Annotated in this window: 17 protein-coding genes; 12 read left to right on the top strand and 5 right to left on the bottom strand. The window is 43.6% G+C overall.

Annotated elements, in window-relative coordinates; translation table 11 throughout:
• Positions 1–228: 228 nt before the first annotated feature.
• Positions 229–1,770: a ribosome biogenesis GTPase Der gene (der, locus tag DK423_RS05940; RefSeq protein WP_109043907.1), complete on the top strand. Its 1,542-nt coding sequence runs from the start codon at positions 229–231 to the stop codon at positions 1,768–1,770.
• A gap of 69 nt (positions 1,771–1,839) precedes the next feature.
• Here der and DK423_RS05935 read toward each other — a convergent pair whose 3' ends face one another.
• From DK423_RS05935 to udk, 4 genes are read right to left on the bottom strand one after another with little or no spacing between them, the layout of a single operon-like run.
• Complete coding sequence (locus DK423_RS05935) at positions 1,840–3,036, bottom strand: sugar transporter (RefSeq protein ID WP_005555626.1); 1,197 nt, start codon at positions 3,034–3,036, stop codon at positions 1,840–1,842.
• 1 nt (position 3,037) lies between these two features.
• A complete protein-coding gene (locus tag DK423_RS05930; RefSeq protein WP_005555625.1) occupies positions 3,038–4,240 on the bottom strand; it encodes an AsmA-like C-terminal region-containing protein in 1,203 nt (400 codons plus the stop codon).
• The gene (gene dcd, locus DK423_RS05925) at positions 4,241–4,825 is read right to left on the bottom strand and encodes a dCTP deaminase (RefSeq protein WP_005555623.1); all 585 of its coding nucleotides are present in this window, start codon (positions 4,823–4,825) and stop codon (positions 4,241–4,243) included. It lies immediately after the preceding gene.
• 9 nt (positions 4,826–4,834) lie between these two features.
• Positions 4,835–5,485, bottom strand: a complete 651-nt coding sequence (gene udk / locus DK423_RS05920; RefSeq protein ID WP_032996493.1) for a uridine kinase — start codon at positions 5,483–5,485, stop codon at positions 4,835–4,837.
• A gap of 305 nt (positions 5,486–5,790) precedes the next feature.
• Here udk and DK423_RS05915 point away from each other — a divergent pair, with 305 nt between their 5' ends.
• The 5 genes from DK423_RS05915 (at position 5,791) to DK423_RS05895 (ending at position 13,671) form a co-directional block, all read left to right on the top strand.
• Entirely contained in the window at positions 5,791–6,831 is a 1,041-nt protein-coding gene (locus DK423_RS05915; protein ID WP_005555619.1) for an ABC transporter substrate-binding protein, read from the top strand.
• A gap of 161 nt (positions 6,832–6,992) precedes the next feature.
• Positions 6,993–8,036: an ABC transporter substrate-binding protein gene (locus DK423_RS05910; RefSeq protein WP_032996492.1), complete on the top strand. Its 1,044-nt coding sequence runs from the start codon at positions 6,993–6,995 to the stop codon at positions 8,034–8,036.
• Between the two features lie 26 nt (positions 8,037–8,062).
• Positions 8,063–10,120 carry an ABC transporter permease gene (locus DK423_RS05905; RefSeq protein WP_005555613.1) on the top strand — a complete coding sequence of 686 codons (2,058 nt, stop codon included), beginning with the start codon at positions 8,063–8,065 and terminating at the stop codon, positions 10,118–10,120.
• Between the two features lie 15 nt (positions 10,121–10,135).
• The gene (gene fbpC, locus DK423_RS05900) at positions 10,136–11,182 is read left to right on the top strand and encodes a ferric ABC transporter ATP-binding protein (protein WP_005555611.1); all 1,047 of its coding nucleotides are present in this window, start codon (positions 10,136–10,138) and stop codon (positions 11,180–11,182) included.
• 377 nt (positions 11,183–11,559) lie between these two features.
• Entirely contained in the window at positions 11,560–13,671 is a 2,112-nt protein-coding gene (locus DK423_RS05895; protein ID WP_109043906.1) for a hypothetical protein, read from the top strand.
• A gap of 52 nt (positions 13,672–13,723) precedes the next feature.
• Here DK423_RS05895 and suhB read toward each other — a convergent pair whose 3' ends face one another.
• Entirely contained in the window at positions 13,724–14,524 is an 801-nt protein-coding gene (gene suhB / locus DK423_RS05890) for an inositol-1-monophosphatase (RefSeq protein ID WP_032996491.1), read from the bottom strand.
• Positions 14,525–14,674: 150 nt separating this feature from the next.
• Between suhB and trmJ the strand changes: the two genes are divergently transcribed.
• From trmJ to hscB, 6 genes are all read left to right on the top strand, one after another.
• Complete coding sequence (gene trmJ, locus DK423_RS05885; protein ID WP_005555605.1) at positions 14,675–15,415, top strand: tRNA (cytosine(32)/uridine(32)-2'-O)-methyltransferase TrmJ; 741 nt, start codon at positions 14,675–14,677, stop codon at positions 15,413–15,415.
• Between the two features lie 61 nt (positions 15,416–15,476).
• Positions 15,477–15,950 (top strand): Fe-S cluster assembly transcriptional regulator IscR, encoded by a 474-nt coding sequence (gene iscR / locus DK423_RS05880; protein ID WP_005555603.1) that lies wholly within the window; start codon positions 15,477–15,479, stop codon positions 15,948–15,950.
• 54 nt (positions 15,951–16,004) lie between these two features.
• The gene (locus DK423_RS05875) at positions 16,005–17,219 is read left to right on the top strand and encodes an IscS subfamily cysteine desulfurase (protein WP_005555601.1); all 1,215 of its coding nucleotides are present in this window, start codon (positions 16,005–16,007) and stop codon (positions 17,217–17,219) included.
• A 59-nt stretch (positions 17,220–17,278) separates the two neighbouring features.
• The gene (iscU, locus tag DK423_RS05870) at positions 17,279–17,662 is read left to right on the top strand and encodes a Fe-S cluster assembly scaffold IscU (protein ID WP_005542252.1); all 384 of its coding nucleotides are present in this window, start codon (positions 17,279–17,281) and stop codon (positions 17,660–17,662) included.
• Positions 17,663–17,804: 142 nt separating this feature from the next.
• A complete protein-coding gene (iscA, locus tag DK423_RS05865) occupies positions 17,805–18,128 on the top strand; it encodes an iron-sulfur cluster assembly protein IscA (protein ID WP_005555599.1) in 324 nt (107 codons plus the stop codon).
• Between the two features lie 11 nt (positions 18,129–18,139).
• Positions 18,140–18,661 carry a Fe-S protein assembly co-chaperone HscB gene (gene hscB, locus DK423_RS05860; RefSeq protein WP_005555597.1) on the top strand — a complete coding sequence of 174 codons (522 nt, stop codon included), beginning with the start codon at positions 18,140–18,142 and terminating at the stop codon, positions 18,659–18,661.
• Positions 18,662–18,681 lie beyond the last annotated feature (20 nt).

The raw sequence follows: 18,681 nt of genomic DNA, 5'->3' as shown, positions 1-18,681 counted from the left end.
GTGTAAGAACGCCCTGCGGCATTGCATGAATTGATGAGATGATCAGTATAAAATTTCACCTATTTAATATAATGCCGACAGAAAATTTTTAAAGTGATTTTTAGAAATAAATTATCACGTCAAAGCCTTGTGATTTCTCATCATGGCTAAAATCCGCTATAATGCCTGCCATTTTTCAAGTGCCGATGTCGATCTTCCCGTGGCACATTTCATTTATAAGAGGTTTTTATGACAACTCCCGTAGTTGCCTTGGTGGGTCGCCCGAATGTGGGAAAATCCACCCTATTCAATCGCCTGACCCGCACCCGCGACGCCCTCGTCGCCGATTTTCCCGGCTTAACCCGCGACCGCAAATACGGTCACGCCCACCTTGCCGGCCATGATTTTATCGTCATTGATACGAGCGGTATCGACGGCACGGAAGAAGGCGTAGAAGAAAAAATGGCGGAACAATCGCTGCTCGCCATTGAAGAAGCGGATATCGTTCTCTTTTTGGTGGATGCCCGCGCAGGATTAACCTCGGCGGACATTGGCATCGCCAATTATTTACGCCAGCGCCAAAACAAAACCACGGTGGTGGTCGCCAATAAAGTGGATGGCATTGATGCGGATTCCCACTGCGCCGAATTTTACCAATTAGGCTTGGGCGACATTGCCCAAATCGCCGCTTCTCAAGGGCGCGGCATTGTGAGCTTAATGGAGCAGGTACTTAGTCCGTTGGCGGAGCAAACGACGGAAGAAAGCGAAGAAAGTGCGGTGGAAAATACCGACGTTTCTTCCAATGAGACCAACACCACCGAATTCGACGAATGGGACGAGGACTTCGATTTTTCAAACGAAGAAGACACCGCACTTTTAGACGAAGAACTGGCGCAGGAACAGACGCCCGATAAGAAAAATATCAAAATCGCCATTGTCGGGCGCCCGAACGTCGGCAAATCCACGCTGACCAACCGCATTTTAGGTGAAGATCGCGTGGTGGTTTACAACTTGCCGGGCACCACCCGCGACAGCATTTATATTCCCATGGAACGCGACGGTCAGGATTACACCCTAATCGACACTGCCGGCGTGCGTAAACGGGGAAAAGTGCATTTGGCGGTGGAAAAATTTTCCGTCATCAAAACCCTGCAAGCCATTCAGGACGCTAACGTAGTGTTATTGGTGATTGACGCGCGCGAAAACATTTCCGATCAGGATTTATCCCTCCTCGGCTTTATTTTAAACGCCGGTCGCTCGCTGGTGATCGTGGTGAACAAATGGGACGGCTTGGATATGGAAGTGAAAGATCGGGTGAAATCGGAACTGGATCGCCGTTTGGATTTTATTGATTTTGCCCGTGTGCATTTTATTTCCGCCTTGCACGGCAGCGGCATCGGCAATTTGTTTGATTCCATCAAAGAAGCCTACGAATGTGCCACACAAAAAATGACCACCTCTATGCTAACGCGTATTTTGCAAATCGCCACGGAGGAACACCAACCGCCGATGATTAGCGGTCGTCGGGTAAAACTCAAATATGCCCACCCGGGCGGTTACAACCCGCCGATTATTGTGATTCACGGCAACCAAGTGGATAAATTACCGGATTCCTATAAACGTTATTTGTCCAACCATTTCCGTCGTAGCCTGAAAATCATCGGCTCGCCGATTCGTTTGCAATTCCAGGAAGGCAACAACCCGTTTGCCGGCAGACGCAATAAACTCACGCCAAACCAATTACGCAAACGTAAACGTTTGATGAAGTTTATTAAGAAAGCGAAAAGATAACACAAAAAGTGCGGTGAAAAATCACCGCACTTTTCTATTTTCCAATCTATTAATGAATAGGTCGGTTCATTATAAATGCGTTAAATTTTCGCGATTGGCTTTTCCATAGCGAAAATGGATAGACATAAACAACATAAATCCAAGCGCTGCAAACAAGGCGCCTGAAAAGCCGATATTGGCAAGTCCGAAATGTTGCATGACCTGATTGCCCAATAATGCACCGCCGCCGATGCCGATATTATAAAGCCCCGAATAGATCGCCATTGCCACATCAGTGGCATCGGGTGCCAGCTGCAACACCCGCACCTGCAAACTCAAACCGATACCGGAAATGCCTACCCCCCAAATAAATGCCAGTAAGAACATGGCGCTTTGATTTTGACTGAACGGCAATAACAGCAGCAAAGAAATGACTAAAATAGCCATGGCGCTCAACAAGAATTTTGCCGGTGCGAAGCGGTGAAAGCGGTTAAACAACAAACTGGCAGTAATACCCGATAAGCCGAAAATCAATAAGATCGCCGTGGCGGTGCTATCGCTCATTGCGCCAATACGTACAATAAACGGTTCAATATAACTATAAGCGGTGAAATGTGCCGAAATAATGAGGATAGTCAGCACATATAAGCCCACCAGCAGCGGGCGTTTGAATAATAAAGGGACGGATTTTAGCGAACCGGCGTTGCGACTTGCCAGATGCGGCAGAAAGCGATACAGCAGCGCCGTTACTGTAAATGCCAGGAACGCAATAATACCGAACGCCTCACGCCAACCAAAATACTGCCCGATAACCCGTCCAAGGGGCAAACCCAGTACCATCGCCAACGCGCTGCCCATTGCCAGCAACCCGATCGCCTGCGCTTTTTTATCCTTCGGCGCGACCCGCACCGCCAGAGACGTAGTAATAGACCAGAAAATCGCATGGGTAAACGCTACACCGATCCGGGATAACAGCAGGATCCAAAAATCCCACGCCATAACGGAAAAAATATGGCTGGCGACAAACACAATAAAGAGTTTAATCAGCAAACTACGCCGCTCCAGCTTTGCCGTCATCAGCATAAACGGCAGTGACATCAGGGAAACAATCCAGGCATAAACAGTGATCATCAGCCCCGCTTGCTGCACGGGGATTTCAAAACTTTGCGCAATGTCGGATAACAAGGCGACGGGTAAGAATTCGGTGGTGTTAAAAATAAACGCAGCAAATGCCAGTAACACAACGCGAAAAAATTTCAGGCGTCGTACAATTTTTAAAGAGACCATATTATTGTTTTAATTTACGTCGAAGAAGTTCTTTGATTTTATTGCGAAATGCTTTGTCGATATTCATTTCATATTGCGGCGAATAGCAACTATTAAAGAAATGAATCGGTAGTACAATGTCCGCGTATTTTTCATTGGTTGGACGAAGGTTCAGATCAACATCGCATTGCATAGCTTGCAAATTTACCCGGCCACGCCCCTCACCTAAAAGTGCGGTGGTTTTCAAGATCATTTTTTCAATATCAAGTTGATGTCCCTGCAAACGGAAGCTGCCGGTCATCCGGTCGTATTTGGTATTAATATTATTTCTGTCTTTTAACGCCGAAGCATCCCAGTTAACCGGCAAATGTCGTCCTGCCAACTCCAACAAATTTATCCCCAATAATTCGCCATTTCTCGCATCAAAATAGAATTTACCGCCGATAATTTGAGAACGGTCGAACTGCATGGCGATGTCCACATCGGCATTGCCGGTAATGGTTTTCGGGAAAGTGAACCAGGTCAGCAGGCGTTCCAGCGGATAATTTTTAGCGGAAAAACCGACCGCACTTTTTTCCGGCTCGCTGACATAATCCAAGCGTGCGGTACAAGGCGAATCGGGCGGACAATAAGAATTAATGTCTGCGGTCAGGTGCTTGGTGTATTGGGATAAGTCTAAATCCGCCTGAATAAAGCCTAAGGTTTCTGCATTTAAAACGGCATGGTCAAACTGCGCCGTAAATTTTCGTTCGCCGTTACGCTGAATCGCGCCCTTGATAAAACGGAAATTAAAGGTTTTATTGTTGCCGTACAACGGTTTTGCCAATTCCACCGTAACCGAATTATCGCCGCTAAAGGCAATGCCGTCGGGAGAAATATTATCGAGAGAAAAATCGGAAAAACGCATTTGAATATCGGCGCTATTCTGTGCATTTTCAGACCATTTGGCGTTTTGAATTTCCAGCGCCTGTAATTTGACATTCCCGGAAAACAAGGCGGATAACGGAAATCTACCGGTCAGCTTTGCAATACTGATTTGGTTATGTTTAACGTTTTCAAAAGCAAGGTAAGGTTGCGGGAAAAAGCCTAAGCTAAACGCTTGAAATTGGGTTTCATGTTGTGCCAGTTTCGTAGAAACCACCGTTTCCAGCTTCTGAATCCGGACATAAAAAAATGCAAAGATCGCAAGTATGACGACCACGGTAATAATTGCGATCTTTTTCATTTATTTGTCCTCGTCAATGCGACTGGCAACGGCATTTTGCTGATTTTTGTATTTTGCGTCTCTACGGCTGCTGTACGGGCGCGCCGCCGGTCCGCTTAACACTTCAAAACTCAAGGCGCCAATAATCATATTCGGGCGTAATGCTAACGGTAATTTGCCGGAATTGTAAAACTCTAACACGATTTTACCTTCCCAACCCGGGTCGATACGATGGGCGGTAACATGCACCATTAAACCCAAACGCGCCAGGGAAGAGCGTCCATCCAGCCAGCCGATAATATTCGCCGGCAGTTTTACCGACTCCAAGGTCGTAGCAAGTGCCAGCACGCCGGGGTGCAAGAAGAAGGCTTCATCATCGCCGATAATGATTTCATCGCTCATCACCGATTCCAACTGCGCCGACACTTCTTCTTTCGGACCGCTTAAATCAATGTAAGGGGCGGAATGCTCACGAAATACGCGGAAGGAATTGCCCAAACGCACATCAATCGTGGCGCCGTTAATTTTATCGTTCGACGGGCGCGGATTGAGGGAAATTAATCCCTCGTCCAGATAACGTTCAATGTCGGTATCACATAATCTCATGAGCGCCTCCTATTTTCGGCTTAATAACTGCATAATTTGCGCTTTTAACATATTGATGGCAATGCGGTTTTTGCCGCCGCGCGGAATCACAATATCGGCGTGCTGTTTAGACGGCTCGATAAATTGCAGGAACATCGGGCGCACGGTGGCACGATATTGGTCGATCACCGATTGCAGAGAACGCCCGCGCTCTTCCATGTCACGCTGCAAACGACGAATAAAGCAAATATCCAGCGGCGTATCTACAAACACGGAAATATCCGCCAACTGACGCACACGTTCATCGGTTAATAACAAAATGCCTTCTAAAATCACGATTCTTTTCGGGGTAAAATGGGTGACATCGTCGGTGCGGGTATGTTCAACATAGCTATAAACGGGAATATCCACGGCATTGCCGGCCTTAAGGGATTTCAAATGTCGAATGAGCAAATCGCGGTCCATGGAGTTGGGATGGTCATAATTGGTTTTCACCCGCTCTACCATTTCCAGATGGCTTTGATCTTTGTAATAACTGTCTTCCGCAATAATGCCGATTTCTTCGCAACCTAATTCATTGCACAGTTCTCTATGAACGGTTGATGCGATAGAGCTTTTTCCAGAGGCAGACGCCCCCGCAATGGCGATAATAATACAAGATGAATTTTGAGTGTCTGACATACCGATTTCCTTCCCTTTTGGCGTGTAATAGGCACGTAAATAAATTCGGGGAATTATAAAGAAAAAAATCCGATTTTTATAGAGTTGCTGTCTAAAATTCAGCCACCCTACAGCAACATAAATAAACAAAATTTCTACAATCAGAAGATGAAACGATAAATTCACTCCATAAAATTATTATTTTTGTGAGAATTATCACATTAATTCTGAAAAAATTTCGTTAATATTCTTCATAACCTAAAACAAAATGCCAACGCAGGTTGGCATTAAATTTTTATATCTCATGGACAAAAGAGGTTATTCGTATGAAATTAAAATCACTTTCTCTCGCCATTTCCACCGCACTTTTAGCCGGCGGATTACTCGCCTCACAAGCGGCAACCGCCAAAGGGCGCTTGGTGGTGTACTGTAGCGCAACGAACATTTTATGTGAAACCACTACCAAAGCCTTTAGCGAAAAATATGATGTAAAAACCTCCTTCATCCGCAACGGTTCCGGCAGCACCTTCGCCAAAGTGGAAGCAGAAAAAAATAACCCGCAAGCAGATGTTTGGTTCGGCGGTACTTTCGATCCACAGGCACAAGCTGCCGAACTCGGTTTGATTGAACCTTATCAATCCAAACACATTGACGAAATCATAGAGCGCTTCCGCGACCCGGCAAAAACCAAAGGTCACTACGTTTCCGCCATTTACATGGGGATTTTGGGCTTCGGTGTGAACACCGAACGTCTTGCAAAGTTAGGTATTAAAGAGGTGCCGAAATGCTGGAAAGACCTAACGGATCCACGTTTTAAAGGTGAAGTGCAAATTGCCGATCCGCAAAGCGCAGGTACCGCTTACACTGCGTTAGCCACTTTCGTACAATTGTGGGGCACAGAACAAGCCTTTGATTTCTTAAAAGCCTTACATCCGAACGTTTCCCAATACACCAAATCCGGCGTCACCCCATCCCGTAACGCTGCCCGTGGCGAAACCGCAGTAGGAATCGGTTTCTTACACGATTATGCTCTGGAAAAGCGCCAAGGCGCACCGTTGGAATTGGTGGTTCCGTGTGAAGGCACAGGTTATGAATTAGGCGGTGTGAGCATCTTGAAAGGCGCACGCAACCCGGACAATGCCAAATTATTCGTGGATTGGGCGTTATCCAAAGAAGGGCAGGAATTAGCCTGGAAACAAGGGGATTCCTTACAAATTTTGACTAACACCACCGCAGAACAATCCCCAACGGCGTTTGACCCGAGCAAACTCAACCTTATTAATTACGACTTTGAAAAATACGGCGCCACCGAACAACGCAAAGCCCTGATTGAAAAATGGGTACAAGAGGTAAAATTAGCGAAATAGCGCTGAAAAGTGCGGTGGAAAATCCATGTGTTTTTTTAACCGCACTTTTATTTGCAGGAGCAGTTTGATAGCGCGTCTCCTGGCACACGCTTATCACTATCCCGAGGACACGCGTCAGGAGACGCACGCCATCATAAAATAAAAAACACAGGAGTGTTCAAATGAAACCCTCGAAAATTGCATTAACAGTATCCGCATCTGCAACCGTACTTAGTGGCATTTTTTTCTCAACTAATGTCCTGGCTGAAGGGCGATTAGTCGTCTATTGTAGTGCGCAGAATTCAGTGTGTGAAACTCAGGTCCAAGCTTTTGCTAAAAAATACGATGTAAATGCTACTTTTATCCGTAATAGTTCAGGAAGCACCCTAGCCAAAATAAAAGCAGAAACAAATAATCCACAAGCCGATGTATGGTATGGAGGAACGTTTGATCCTCATTCACAAGCAGCTGAGATGGATTTACTAACAGCATATCAATCTCCTTTATTGAAGGAAGTTATGCCGGAATTCAAAGACCCGGGGCGCCGTAAAGGCAACTATAGCTCTGTTGTTTATATGGGAGTTCTGGGTTTTGGTGTTAATACAGGGAAATTAAAGAAACTTGGTATTACTGATGTTCCAAAATGTTGGAAAGATTTATTAGATCCAAGATTCAAAAATGAAATTCAAATTTCAGATCCTCAAAGCGCAGGAACCGCATATACTGCTATTGCCACTTTTGTTCAACTTTGGGGTGAGGATGCTGCATTTGACTATTTAAAGGATCTTGATAAAAATATTTCTCAGTATCCAAAAGCAGGGACGGCCCCTGCACATAATTTAGCCCGTGGGGAAACTACAATCGGAATTGGATTTTTACAAAATTATTCTTTTGAAAAACAAAATGGCGCCCCGATTGAAGTTGTCGTACCTTGCGAAAGTACCGGTTACGAGTTAGGCGGTGTAAGCATTATTAAAAACGCCCGTAATTTAAAAAATGCTCAATTATTTGTTGACTGGGCTATGTCTAAAGAGTCTCAAGAACTTTCTTGGAAAACAGGACAATCTCACCATATTTTAACCAATGTAAATGCCGAGGGTTCTCCTTACGCATTAAAATCAAATGAATTGAATTTAATTAAATATGATTTTGATAAATTTGGTTCTTCCGATGTACGGAGTCGTTTGATTGATCGTTGGGTACATGAAGTCAAATTAAATAAATAAACTTGTAACCTGGAAACGGAGGCTTTATGAGAAAGCAGTATAATTTTCTCAATTCCAATCTCTTTTGGGTAATGTTAGCAATGGCAGGCTTTATTTTCCTACCATCGTTAGCATTATATTACGGAATATCGGATTCCACTTCGGATGAAATACTTGCCGCAATGGGGTGGAATCAACCTAATTTAAGTTGGCTATGGTTTGGTTCATTATTTCTTATCCCTGTATTTTCTCACCTATGTAAACAGAAAGGAGCTGTGTATCAGGGGAAAATAGAGTTCATTTTATCCTGTATAATTTTTGTATTTGTGATGGTTTCAGCCACAATTGCAAAAATCAGTTTGGGCTATTCTATTTTTGTTCTCACCATAGCACTCATCGGGGTTTCTACGAATGCGCTTGCCAAAATGAAAGTCATGCAAAGTGATAAATTCATCATTGGCTCTTTAATTAGCATTGTCTTATTAATATTCTTTTTTATCGTTTATCCAACATTAGCGATCTTTATGTCAATGTTCTATAAAGGAACAGAGTTTGTTCCCGGGCAAGTCATAGATATCATAAAGCAGCCTTATGTTGTCAGAATCATCCTAAATTCACTGTCTGTTGCCGGCACAATAGGCGTGCTCGCTACCACATTTGGCTTGATATTTGCATTATACACAACAAGAATTGCCAAACGTAGTGCCGTAATAGGTAAAATATTCTCTATATTACCTATTGTCACCCCGCCGTTTGTAGTTGGATTAGGGGTAACGCTAATGTTAGGGCGCTCCGGTTACATTACCCAATATCTAGTTGAGTACTTAGGATTTGATAGTAATTGGTTATATGGTTTTACCGGTATTGTTATTGCCCATACGCTTGCTTTAACACCAATGTCTTTCATGATATTGGAGGGTGCACTAAAATCAATTCATCCATCAATTGAAGAAGCCTCGTATACGTTAAGAGCTAATCGCTATCAGACTTTCTTTAATATTATTTTCCCATTATTGAAACCGGCATTAGCTAATTCATTCTTAGTCGTTGCGATCCAGTCTATCGCTGACTTTAGTACACCATTAGTTTTAGGTGGTAGTTTTGATGTTATATCATCACAAATTTATTTCTATATAGCCGGTTCCCAACTGGATTACGCCTCTGCAAGTACCTTGGGTACAATATTGTTAGTCTTTTCTTTAGGTATCTTTATCATCCAATATTGGTGGATAGGTAACCGTTCCTATACGACTGTATCAGGTAAATCTTATCGAGGTGATGTACAAGAATTACCAACCACAATGAAATACGCCATTACCCTTATTTTAGGGGGCTGGGTAGTATTTAACATATTATTGTACGGTAGTATTTTCTACGGTAGTTTCACCGTAAACTGGGGTGTAAACTACACTTTAACACTGAAAAATTACATTACCTTATTTGGACAAGGCTTCAGCGATGGAGCATGGCCATCATTGATTCAAACCGTTATCTTCGCAGCTACAGCTGCACCGATCACTGCATTGTTTGGTTTATTAATTGCATACATTACTGTACGAAGAGAATTTAAAGGTAAGAAAACATTAGAGTTTCTCACTTTGCTTTGCTTTGCCGTACCGGGCACGGTAGCCGGTGTATCTTATATTCTTGCCTTTAATGATGCGCCTATTTACATTACAGGTACCAGCCTCATCGTTATTCTATCAATGATCATGCGTAATATGCCTGTAGGTATGCGTGCTGCAATTGCAGGTTTAGGGCAACTAGACAAATCATTAGATGAAGCCTCTTTATCTCTTAAAGGCAGCTCATTCAAAACAATTTGTTTTATTGTTTTCCCGCTATTAAAACCGGCACTGCTATCTGCGTTAGTAACAAGCTTTGTTCGTGCAATGACAACCGTTAGTGCGATTGTCTTCTTAGTTACTGCAGATACCAGGGTAGCTACCTCATACATCTTAAACCGTGTAGAAGACGGCGAGTATGGTATCGCGATAGCCTATGGCTCCCTCTTAATCGTGGTAATGATGGCGATTATTTTATTCTTCGACTGGATTGTCGGTGACACCCGCATTTCCCGTTCCAAAGCGAAAAAAATGAATTAAGTTATAGGTAAAAATATGAACAATGATTTCTTAGTATTAAAAAATATCACCAAATCTTTCGGCAAATCCGTAGTGATCGATAATTTGAATTTAACTATTAAACGCGGCACTATGGTCACCCTGCTCGGTCCGTCCGGTTGCGGTAAAACTACCGTATTGCGATTGGTGGCAGGCTTGGAAAACCCGACCTCCGGCCAAATTTTTATTGACGGCGAAGACGTGACCAAATCCTCCATTCAAAACCGCGATATTTGTATCGTGTTCCAGTCCTACGCCTTATTCCCGCACATGAGCATCGGCGATAACGTGGGCTATGGCTTGCGTATGCAAAACGTGAGCAAAGAAGAACGTAAACAACGGGTAAAAGAAGCCTTGGAATTGGTAGATTTAGCCGGGTTTGAAGAGCGCTATGTGGATCAGATTTCAGGCGGTCAGCAGCAACGTGTGGCACTTGCCCGTGCGCTTGTGCTCAAACCGAAAGTGTTATTGTTCGATGAGCCGCTAAGTAACCTGGATGCCAACTTGCGTCGCGCCATGCGTGAAAAAATCCGTGAATTACAACAAAGCCTCGGCATCACGTCGCTTTATGTGACCCACGACCAAACGGAGGCTTTCGCAGTGTCTGATGAAGTTATCGTGATGAACAAAGGCAAAATTATGCAAAAAGCGTCGGCGAAAGATCTTTATCAACGCCCGAACTCGTTATTTCTTGCCAACTTCATGGGCGAATCCAGCATTTTCCCGGCGAAATTGCAAGGAAGCACCGTCAATATTGACGGCTATGAGTTAACCCTGAAAGACGCTGCGCAATTTCATTTGGCAGATGGTGATTGCCTGGTAGGGATTCGCCCGGAAGCGGTTTATCTTTCCGAAACCGGCAGCGAAGCCCAACGTTGCAGCATTAAAAGTGCGGTGTACATGGGCAACCATTGGGAAGTGGTGGCGCAATGGCACGGCAAAGATTTGCTGATTAACAGCCGCCCGGAACACTTCAACCCGGCATTGCAGGAAGCCTATGTTCAGCTTTCCGAACAAGGGGTTTTCCTGTTAAAAAATGAATAAAATTAAAAAATAATTGAAATTTTAACCGCACTTTGTATTCAAAAGATTAGGGCTTGTGTGTTTTAATGAGCACACAAGCCCTAAGTGTGGGCACAAAAAACAACGTTTTTTGAACGTTGGCAAAGCCAACGGCCCCGTAGGGGCGAATAAATCACTTTTTGTGATTTATGAGTAATGATTTACGGCATTTTGGAAACTGCTGTTATATGCCGGCCATAGATAAAATGACTTTCCTTCCCCTATTTGCGGAGGAAGGTGTCCGAAGGGCGGAAGAGGGCCCCCTCAGACTTCGGCAGCCCCCCGTAAACGGAGAGGCAAAGACTTTTGATTGTGCTATATAACACCCTAACCTCCCTTAATTCAAACTTGAGGACAACATGAGCAAAAAGAGAAAAATCACATTAACACTTGCCGCCATCATCGTTGCTATCGGTAGCGGTGCACAAATTTACACCAATCAACAAGTGGATCAGGTGTTACAAAAATTCCCTTATTCCTTGGATAATCAACTTCGCCTCAATGTAACCGAAACAAATAACAACTTTTTCAGCCGTCATTTAACTTTTAGCCTTGAAAATCCGGATGGTAAAACCACCGATGTGATTTCTGCCAAGCTTACTGCTCTGCCGTTTTTTATCACAGCGGAATCCAAACTGTCCGATCAATTAGTTCACCAATTAAACAAAAATCTCAATATCACCATTGATAAAAACACCATTAACAGCAAATTCTCGCCGGTGGGCGATTACCTGCAATCGGACGTGTTAACCGAATTTCGCGATTTCACCAATAAATCACAAAACCTTGCCGTCACCTTAAATTTCAATGCGGAAAACAAAGACGTCAACATTAAAACCGATTTAAGTGGCTTCAATTACGACAAAAACAGCAAACTGGAACGAATTAACGGAAAACTCCACTTCGTGCCGGTGGGCGATAATCAATATGATATTTCGTCAATTGAACTGAACATAAAAAACGCCGAATTAAATTTAATGAACGGTGAAAATACTAAAATTCAGCTCAAAAATGCGAAATATCAGTTTGATATTAAGAAAAACGAAGAGTCACAACATCGTGATTTAACCACCAAATTCAGCAGTGATATTCTCCGCGTTGCCAATAAAGAACGCACCACGGAAGAAAGCCAGACCACCATCCACGGTTTGTCACTCAATCTCACCCAGAAAGGCGTGAAAAGTGCGGTTGATTTTGCCGATGAATTTAAAAAACTCACCAATGATAACCAAGGCATAAAAAATGCCGTTAATTTTTTGGTTGCCGTGCTAATCCAAAACGAGGAGTTCAACGGTTCGCTTGCTGTAAAATCGGTTGAAGCCCCGAAAAATCAAAAACCCTATTTCAATTTGAATGACACAACCTTCAGCCTAAAAATGAACAATCGTCATCTCGACAACGCGAATATTGATCTGCAACTTAATGTCGGTAACGTCAAGCAAACACCGGAAGATCAAAACAAGCAATGGCAGGCGAAAGGCGCCAAAATTATCTATCATTTAGAAAATTACAACTTGGAAAATGAGTTGGCGTTCATTCCTTTTTATCTGGATTCCTTTACGGTAAAAACCCCGCCGAAAGAAGACAACAACGCCTTGTTAAAATTAAAAGAGAAATGGGCGAAAGCATCCGGTAGCAATAGCAACACGGAAATTGCATTGCAATCATTCAATTATGGCAATGTTGTGTCTGAGAACTTATCCGTAAAAAGCCAATCCACGGAAGAAAATCATCAATATCGCGGTGCATCCACACTTTCCATGCAAAAACTGGCATTACCTGAAGCACAAATACAAATTGAAGATCTTGCCGTCAGCCTTCCGCTTACCATCAACAATTACCCGAAGCTGGCAGAAGTGCAGTTTTGCTCCGGTCTGGCAGCGCCACTGTGTTCTGCCTATTTCACCTCAGAAACCACAGAGAAATACATTGAAAACCAATGGAAAGGATTAGATTTAAGCATAAACAACGCAACAATTACGCTGAATTTGAACACCTATCCTGCTACCAAAGCCTATCCGCTTAAACTGGATATCAACGGCGCGATTAAATCACAAAAAGATAGCCAAACACCATTCGATGTGCTCGACCAAAACCTCAGAGGCTCACTCAATATCTCCCTTAACAAGGGCTTAATCGATGGCACCAACGAGCAAAGTCTAAAAATCAAAAATGACTCACCATTCTGGCAACAACTTCAAATGGAAATAAAACCGGAAGGCACACTTTCTCCGCTTTTCCTGGAAGACAAGGATAATTACGTGATTAAACTGGAAAAAACCGACAAAGGCACGTTTATCAACGGCAAAACCGAGGAAGAAATCCGACAAGAAATATTAAAACAAACGGAAGAAGTTGAACAGCAAGAGGAAGCGGAGGAAGTAAAACCGCAAGCAGGAATACAACCACAATCGGAGAGTGAAAAACAAGAGGTAGTTCAACCGAATCAAATCGAAAAACCGAACAACTAAAAACACCAAAGAAAACGACCGCACTTTATTTGAAGTGCGGTCGTTTTAAATCTTATTTTAAGTCGTCGGCAACAGCGGGTTGGATTTTGCCGAGGATTTCTTTTAAAACCCGCGGGGCGGCTGCCACGATATGACCGCATTTTAAATAGGCATGACCGGCATTATAGTCGGTGACGATGCCGCCAGCTTCACGCACGATTAAATCGCCTGCCGCCACATCCCAAGCTTTGATACCGTACTCAAAATAACCATCGACGCGACCTGCCGCCACATAGCAAAGATCCAACGCGGCGGAGCCTGTGCGACGGAAATCCGCCACATCGGCAATCAGGCTTTGCATCATGTTAAATTGCATCGGAATATATTTGGTTTGTTTGAACGGGAAACCGGTGGCTAAAATAGCGCCATTTAAATCACGTTTGTTTTCAACGCGTAAACGTAATTCGTTTAATTTTGCGCCTTCGCCACGTACGGCGGTGAAAAGTTCGTTAAGGATTGGATCATAAACCACGCCCACTTCAGTGCGGCCTTTGACGCGAATGGCGATAGAAACAGCAAAATGCGGTAAGCCTTTCACGAAATTGGTGGTGCCATCCAGCGGATCAATCACCCATTGCACGTCATTATCGCTCCCTTCCAGCGCACCGCTTTCTTCGGTGATGATGGTGTGTTCGGGATAGGATTTTTTGATCACTTCGATAATCGCTGCTTCGGACGCTTTATCGACATTCGTCACATAATCATTTTTACCTTTTTCCATCGTTTCGATATCGTCACGACGCTCATAATTTTTCGCAATAATATTGCCCGCTTTTCGTGCTGCACGAATCGCGATATTTAACATTGGATTCATAGATTCCACCGGATTTTAAAGAACAGTCAGATCTCAAATTATAAGCAGTTTATAAGGAAATAGCTATCAGAAAAATCTCTAGAATTGTTGACTAAAAATAAAGGGTATTATGTTAGAATAGCCAATATTTTAAGTCATATAGTAAAAATAATGTTAAAAAATATTCGGATTGTTTTAATTGAAACCTCACACAGTGGCAACATCGGTTCTGCTGCACGGGCAATGAAAACAATGGGATTAACGGATTTAGTGTTGGTCGCGCCGAAACAAAACGTGGATGATCAGGCTATCGCTCTTGCCGCCAGTGCACAAGATGTGGTGAAAAGTACGGTTATAGCGGAAAACTTTTCACAAGCGGTCGCCGATTGCTCTTTAGTCGTCGGTACCAGCGCAAGATTGCGCCATTTGCAGAATTCACTTATTGAACCGCGTGAGTGTGGCGAAAAAGCCGTTGCTTATGCAACAAACGGGAAAGTCGCCATTGTGTTCGGGCGCGAGCGCGTCGGCTTAACTAATGAGGAATTACTCAAATGCCACTATCATATGACTATTCCCGCCAATCCCGATTATGCCTCACTTAATCTTGCCATGGCGGTGCAATTAATCGCTTATGAAGTCAGAATGGCATATTTGACCCAAACTATAGCATCGCCTCCCCCAAATATCCGCAATAACGCGAATATTTACCCGCAGATGGAGGAATTAGAATATTTTTTTAACCACACGGAGCAGCTTTATCGTTCCCTTGGATTCATTCAAAATCAAGGCGTTATGCAAAAGTTGCGACGATTATACAGCCGCGCCGGGATAGAAAAAACAGAATTAAACATTCTGCTTGGTATGTTAAGTGCGGTAGAAAAAAACTTAAATCTTAACCAGGATAATAGTTGACTAAATAAGTCAACAATGTAAAGATTTTTCGCATTCATAATTTTATTAGGAACACAAAAAAATGAAATTAACTTCCAAAGGTCGTTATGCGGTAACCGCAATTTTAGACATTGCTCTTTATGCCAATGATGGACCTGTGAGCCTGTCTGATATTTCCGAACGGCAACATATTTCTTTATCTTACTTAGAACAATTGTTTGCCAAACTGCGTCGTCACAATGTGGTGAAAAGCGTGCGCGGACCGGGCGGCGGTTACAAATTGGGCTTTGCGCCAAGTGAGATTTCCATTGCGATGATTATTACTGCCGTCAACGAAAATATTGAAACGACAGCTTGCCTTGGACATGGCAACTGCAGCAACGGTTCCGAATGTCTAACCCATTCCTTATGGGAAAAATTGAGCCAACGCATTGAAGATTTCTTAAGTGAAATTACCTTGGAAGAATTAGTTCTCCAACAAAAAAGCAGACAACAGGGCGTTGCCTCCCCTGACAAACCTCAGAATTTTGAAAATTTAGTCGTGGTAAACGGCTAACGGCCCACTAAGTAGCTAAAGTGCGGTCAAATTATAACTATTTAGGAGTGAATAATGAAACTACCCATTTATTTAGATTATGCGGCAACCTGTCCGGTAGATGAACGTGTAGCAAAAAAAATGATGGAATATTTAACCATCGACGGTGTTTTTGGTAATCCTGCTTCCCGTTCACACAAATTCGGCTGGCAAGCAGAAGAGGCAGTTGACGTTGCCCGTAATCAAATTGCCGATTTAATCGGTGCCGACTCCCGTGAAATCGTGTTTACCTCCGGTGCAACGGAATCTGACAACCTCGCCATTAAAGGCGCTGCGCATTTTTATCAAACCAAAGGTAAGCACATTATCACTTGCAAAACCGAACATAAAGCAGTGCTTGATACCTGCCGTCAATTGGAGCGCGAAGGCTTTGAAGTCACTTACCTGGAGCCGGAATCCGACGGTTTAATCGATTTGGAAAAATTCAAAGCGGCATTGCGCCCCGACACCATTTTAGCGTCAATCATGCACGTAAATAACGAAATTGGTGTCATTCAGGACATTAAAGCCATAGGTGAACTGTGCCGTGCCAACAAAACCATTTTCCATGTGGATGCAACTCAAAGCGTTGGTAAAGTGGAAATTAATCTTGCCGAATTACCGGTAGATTTAATGTCCATGTCCAGCCACAAATTATACGGGCCAAAAGGCATCGGCGCCTTATATGTGCGTCGGAAACCGCGCATTCGTTTAGAAGCGATTATCCACGGTGGCGGACACGAACGCGGTATGCGTTCCGGTACCTTGCCGGTGCACCAAATCGTCGGCATGGGCGAAGCTTATCGCATTGCTAAAGAAGAAATGGCAACGGAAATTCCGCGCATTAAAGCCCTGCGCGATCGCCTGTACAACGGCTTAAAAAACATCGAAGAAACCTATGTGAATGGTTCCATGGAACACCGCGTCGCCAATAACCTGAATATCAGTTTCAACTATGTAGAAGGTGAATCATTAATAATGGCGTTGCGTGACATCGCGGTTTCCTCCGGTTCCGCTTGTACGTCCGCCAGTCTGGAGCCGTCTTATATCCTACGTGCATTAGGTCGTGACGATGAATTAGCACACAGCTCCATTCGTTTCACCTTAGGTCGTTTCACCACCGAAGAAGAAATCGACTATACCGTAAGCCTGATGAAAGGTGCGGTAGAAAAATTGCGTGAATTATCCCCGCTTTGGGATATGTTCAAAGAAGGTATCGATTTAAACACCATTGAGTGGTCAGCCCACTAATTCGACGGGCGATGGAAGTCGCCCGATTAGCCATATTATTTTAGGAAAGGAACAGAAAAATGACATACAGTAACAAAGTTATCGATCATTACGAAAACCCACGCAACGTTGGTTCAATGGATAGAAAAGACAGCGCCGTCGGCACCGGCATGGTCGGCGCACCGGCTTGCGGTGACGTGATGCAATTACAAATCCGCGTCAACGACGACGGCATTATTGAAGATGCGAAATTCAAAACCTACGGCTGCGGTTCCGCCATCGCATCCAGTTCATTAATCACCGAATGGGTGAAAGGCAAATCCCTGGAAGAAGCCGGCGCGATCAAAAACAGCCAGATCGCCGAAGAACTTGAATTACCACCGGTAAAAGTTCACTGCTCTATTTTGGCAGAAGACGCCATCAAAGCGGCAATTGCCGATTACAAAGCAAAAAAAGGCTCTTAATAACATAAAAGTGCGGTCGCTTTTCTGTATGTTTTTCAAAACACCGAAAAATTCTACCGCACTTTTGTCTTTTTCTAACTAAAGAAAGTAATAAGAACAATAGCGGTTATCGTTCTATTTGTTAGTTTTGGAGAAATAAAATATGTCTATCACTCTCACCGAAAGCGCGGCAGATCGCGTGAGAACATTTTTAGCAAAACGCGGGAAAGGTATCGGCTTGCGTTTGGGCATCAAAACCTCGGGTTGTTCCGGTTTGTCTTATATGCTGGAATTTGTGGATGCGTTAAACGAAGACGATCAGGTGTTTGAGCAACACGGCGTGAAAGTGATCGTCGATACCAAAAGTTTAGTGTATTTAAACGGCACCCAATTGGATTTCGCCAAAGAAGGGTTAAACGAAGGTTTCAAATTCACCAATCCGAACGTGAAAGACGAATGCGGTTGCGGCGAAAGTTTTAACGTGTAATTGAGGCGGTTATGAACAATCCCTTTGCTTTATTTGATTTGCCCGTCGCGTTTCAAGTGGATGCGGCGTTATTAAACGAACGTTATTTAGCGCTGCAAAAATCCCTCCATCCGGATAATTTTTCTGCTGCTTCCGCGCAGGAACAACGTCTCGCTATTCAAAAATCGGCGGAAATTAATGATGCCCTGCGCATTTTAAAAGATCCCATCGCACGCGCCGACAGCATTATCGACATCAACACCGGCGAAACGGAAAACGTAGAAGAAAAAAGCACCAACGATATCGCCTTTTTGATGCAGCAAATGGAATGGCGGGAAACCCTGGAAACTATCGAACAGCAAAAAAATGCTGACGAATTAACCGTTTTCAGCCAAGATATTCAGCAAACCCGTAGCGCCATTTTAACGGAATTATCCACCGCACTTAACGAACAACAATGGCAAACGGCACGGACAATTACGGATAAATTACGTTTTATCAAAAAACTCCAAGCCGAAATTGAGCGGGTTGAAGAAAATCTATTTGATTTATAATAAAAATATCGAGATATAAC

This window comes from Aggregatibacter actinomycetemcomitans (genome assembly GCF_003130205.1).
GTDB classification, from domain to species: Bacteria; Pseudomonadota; Gammaproteobacteria; order Enterobacterales; family Pasteurellaceae; genus Aggregatibacter; species Aggregatibacter actinomycetemcomitans_A.
This window is presented reverse-complemented; position numbering and strand designations above follow the sequence as displayed.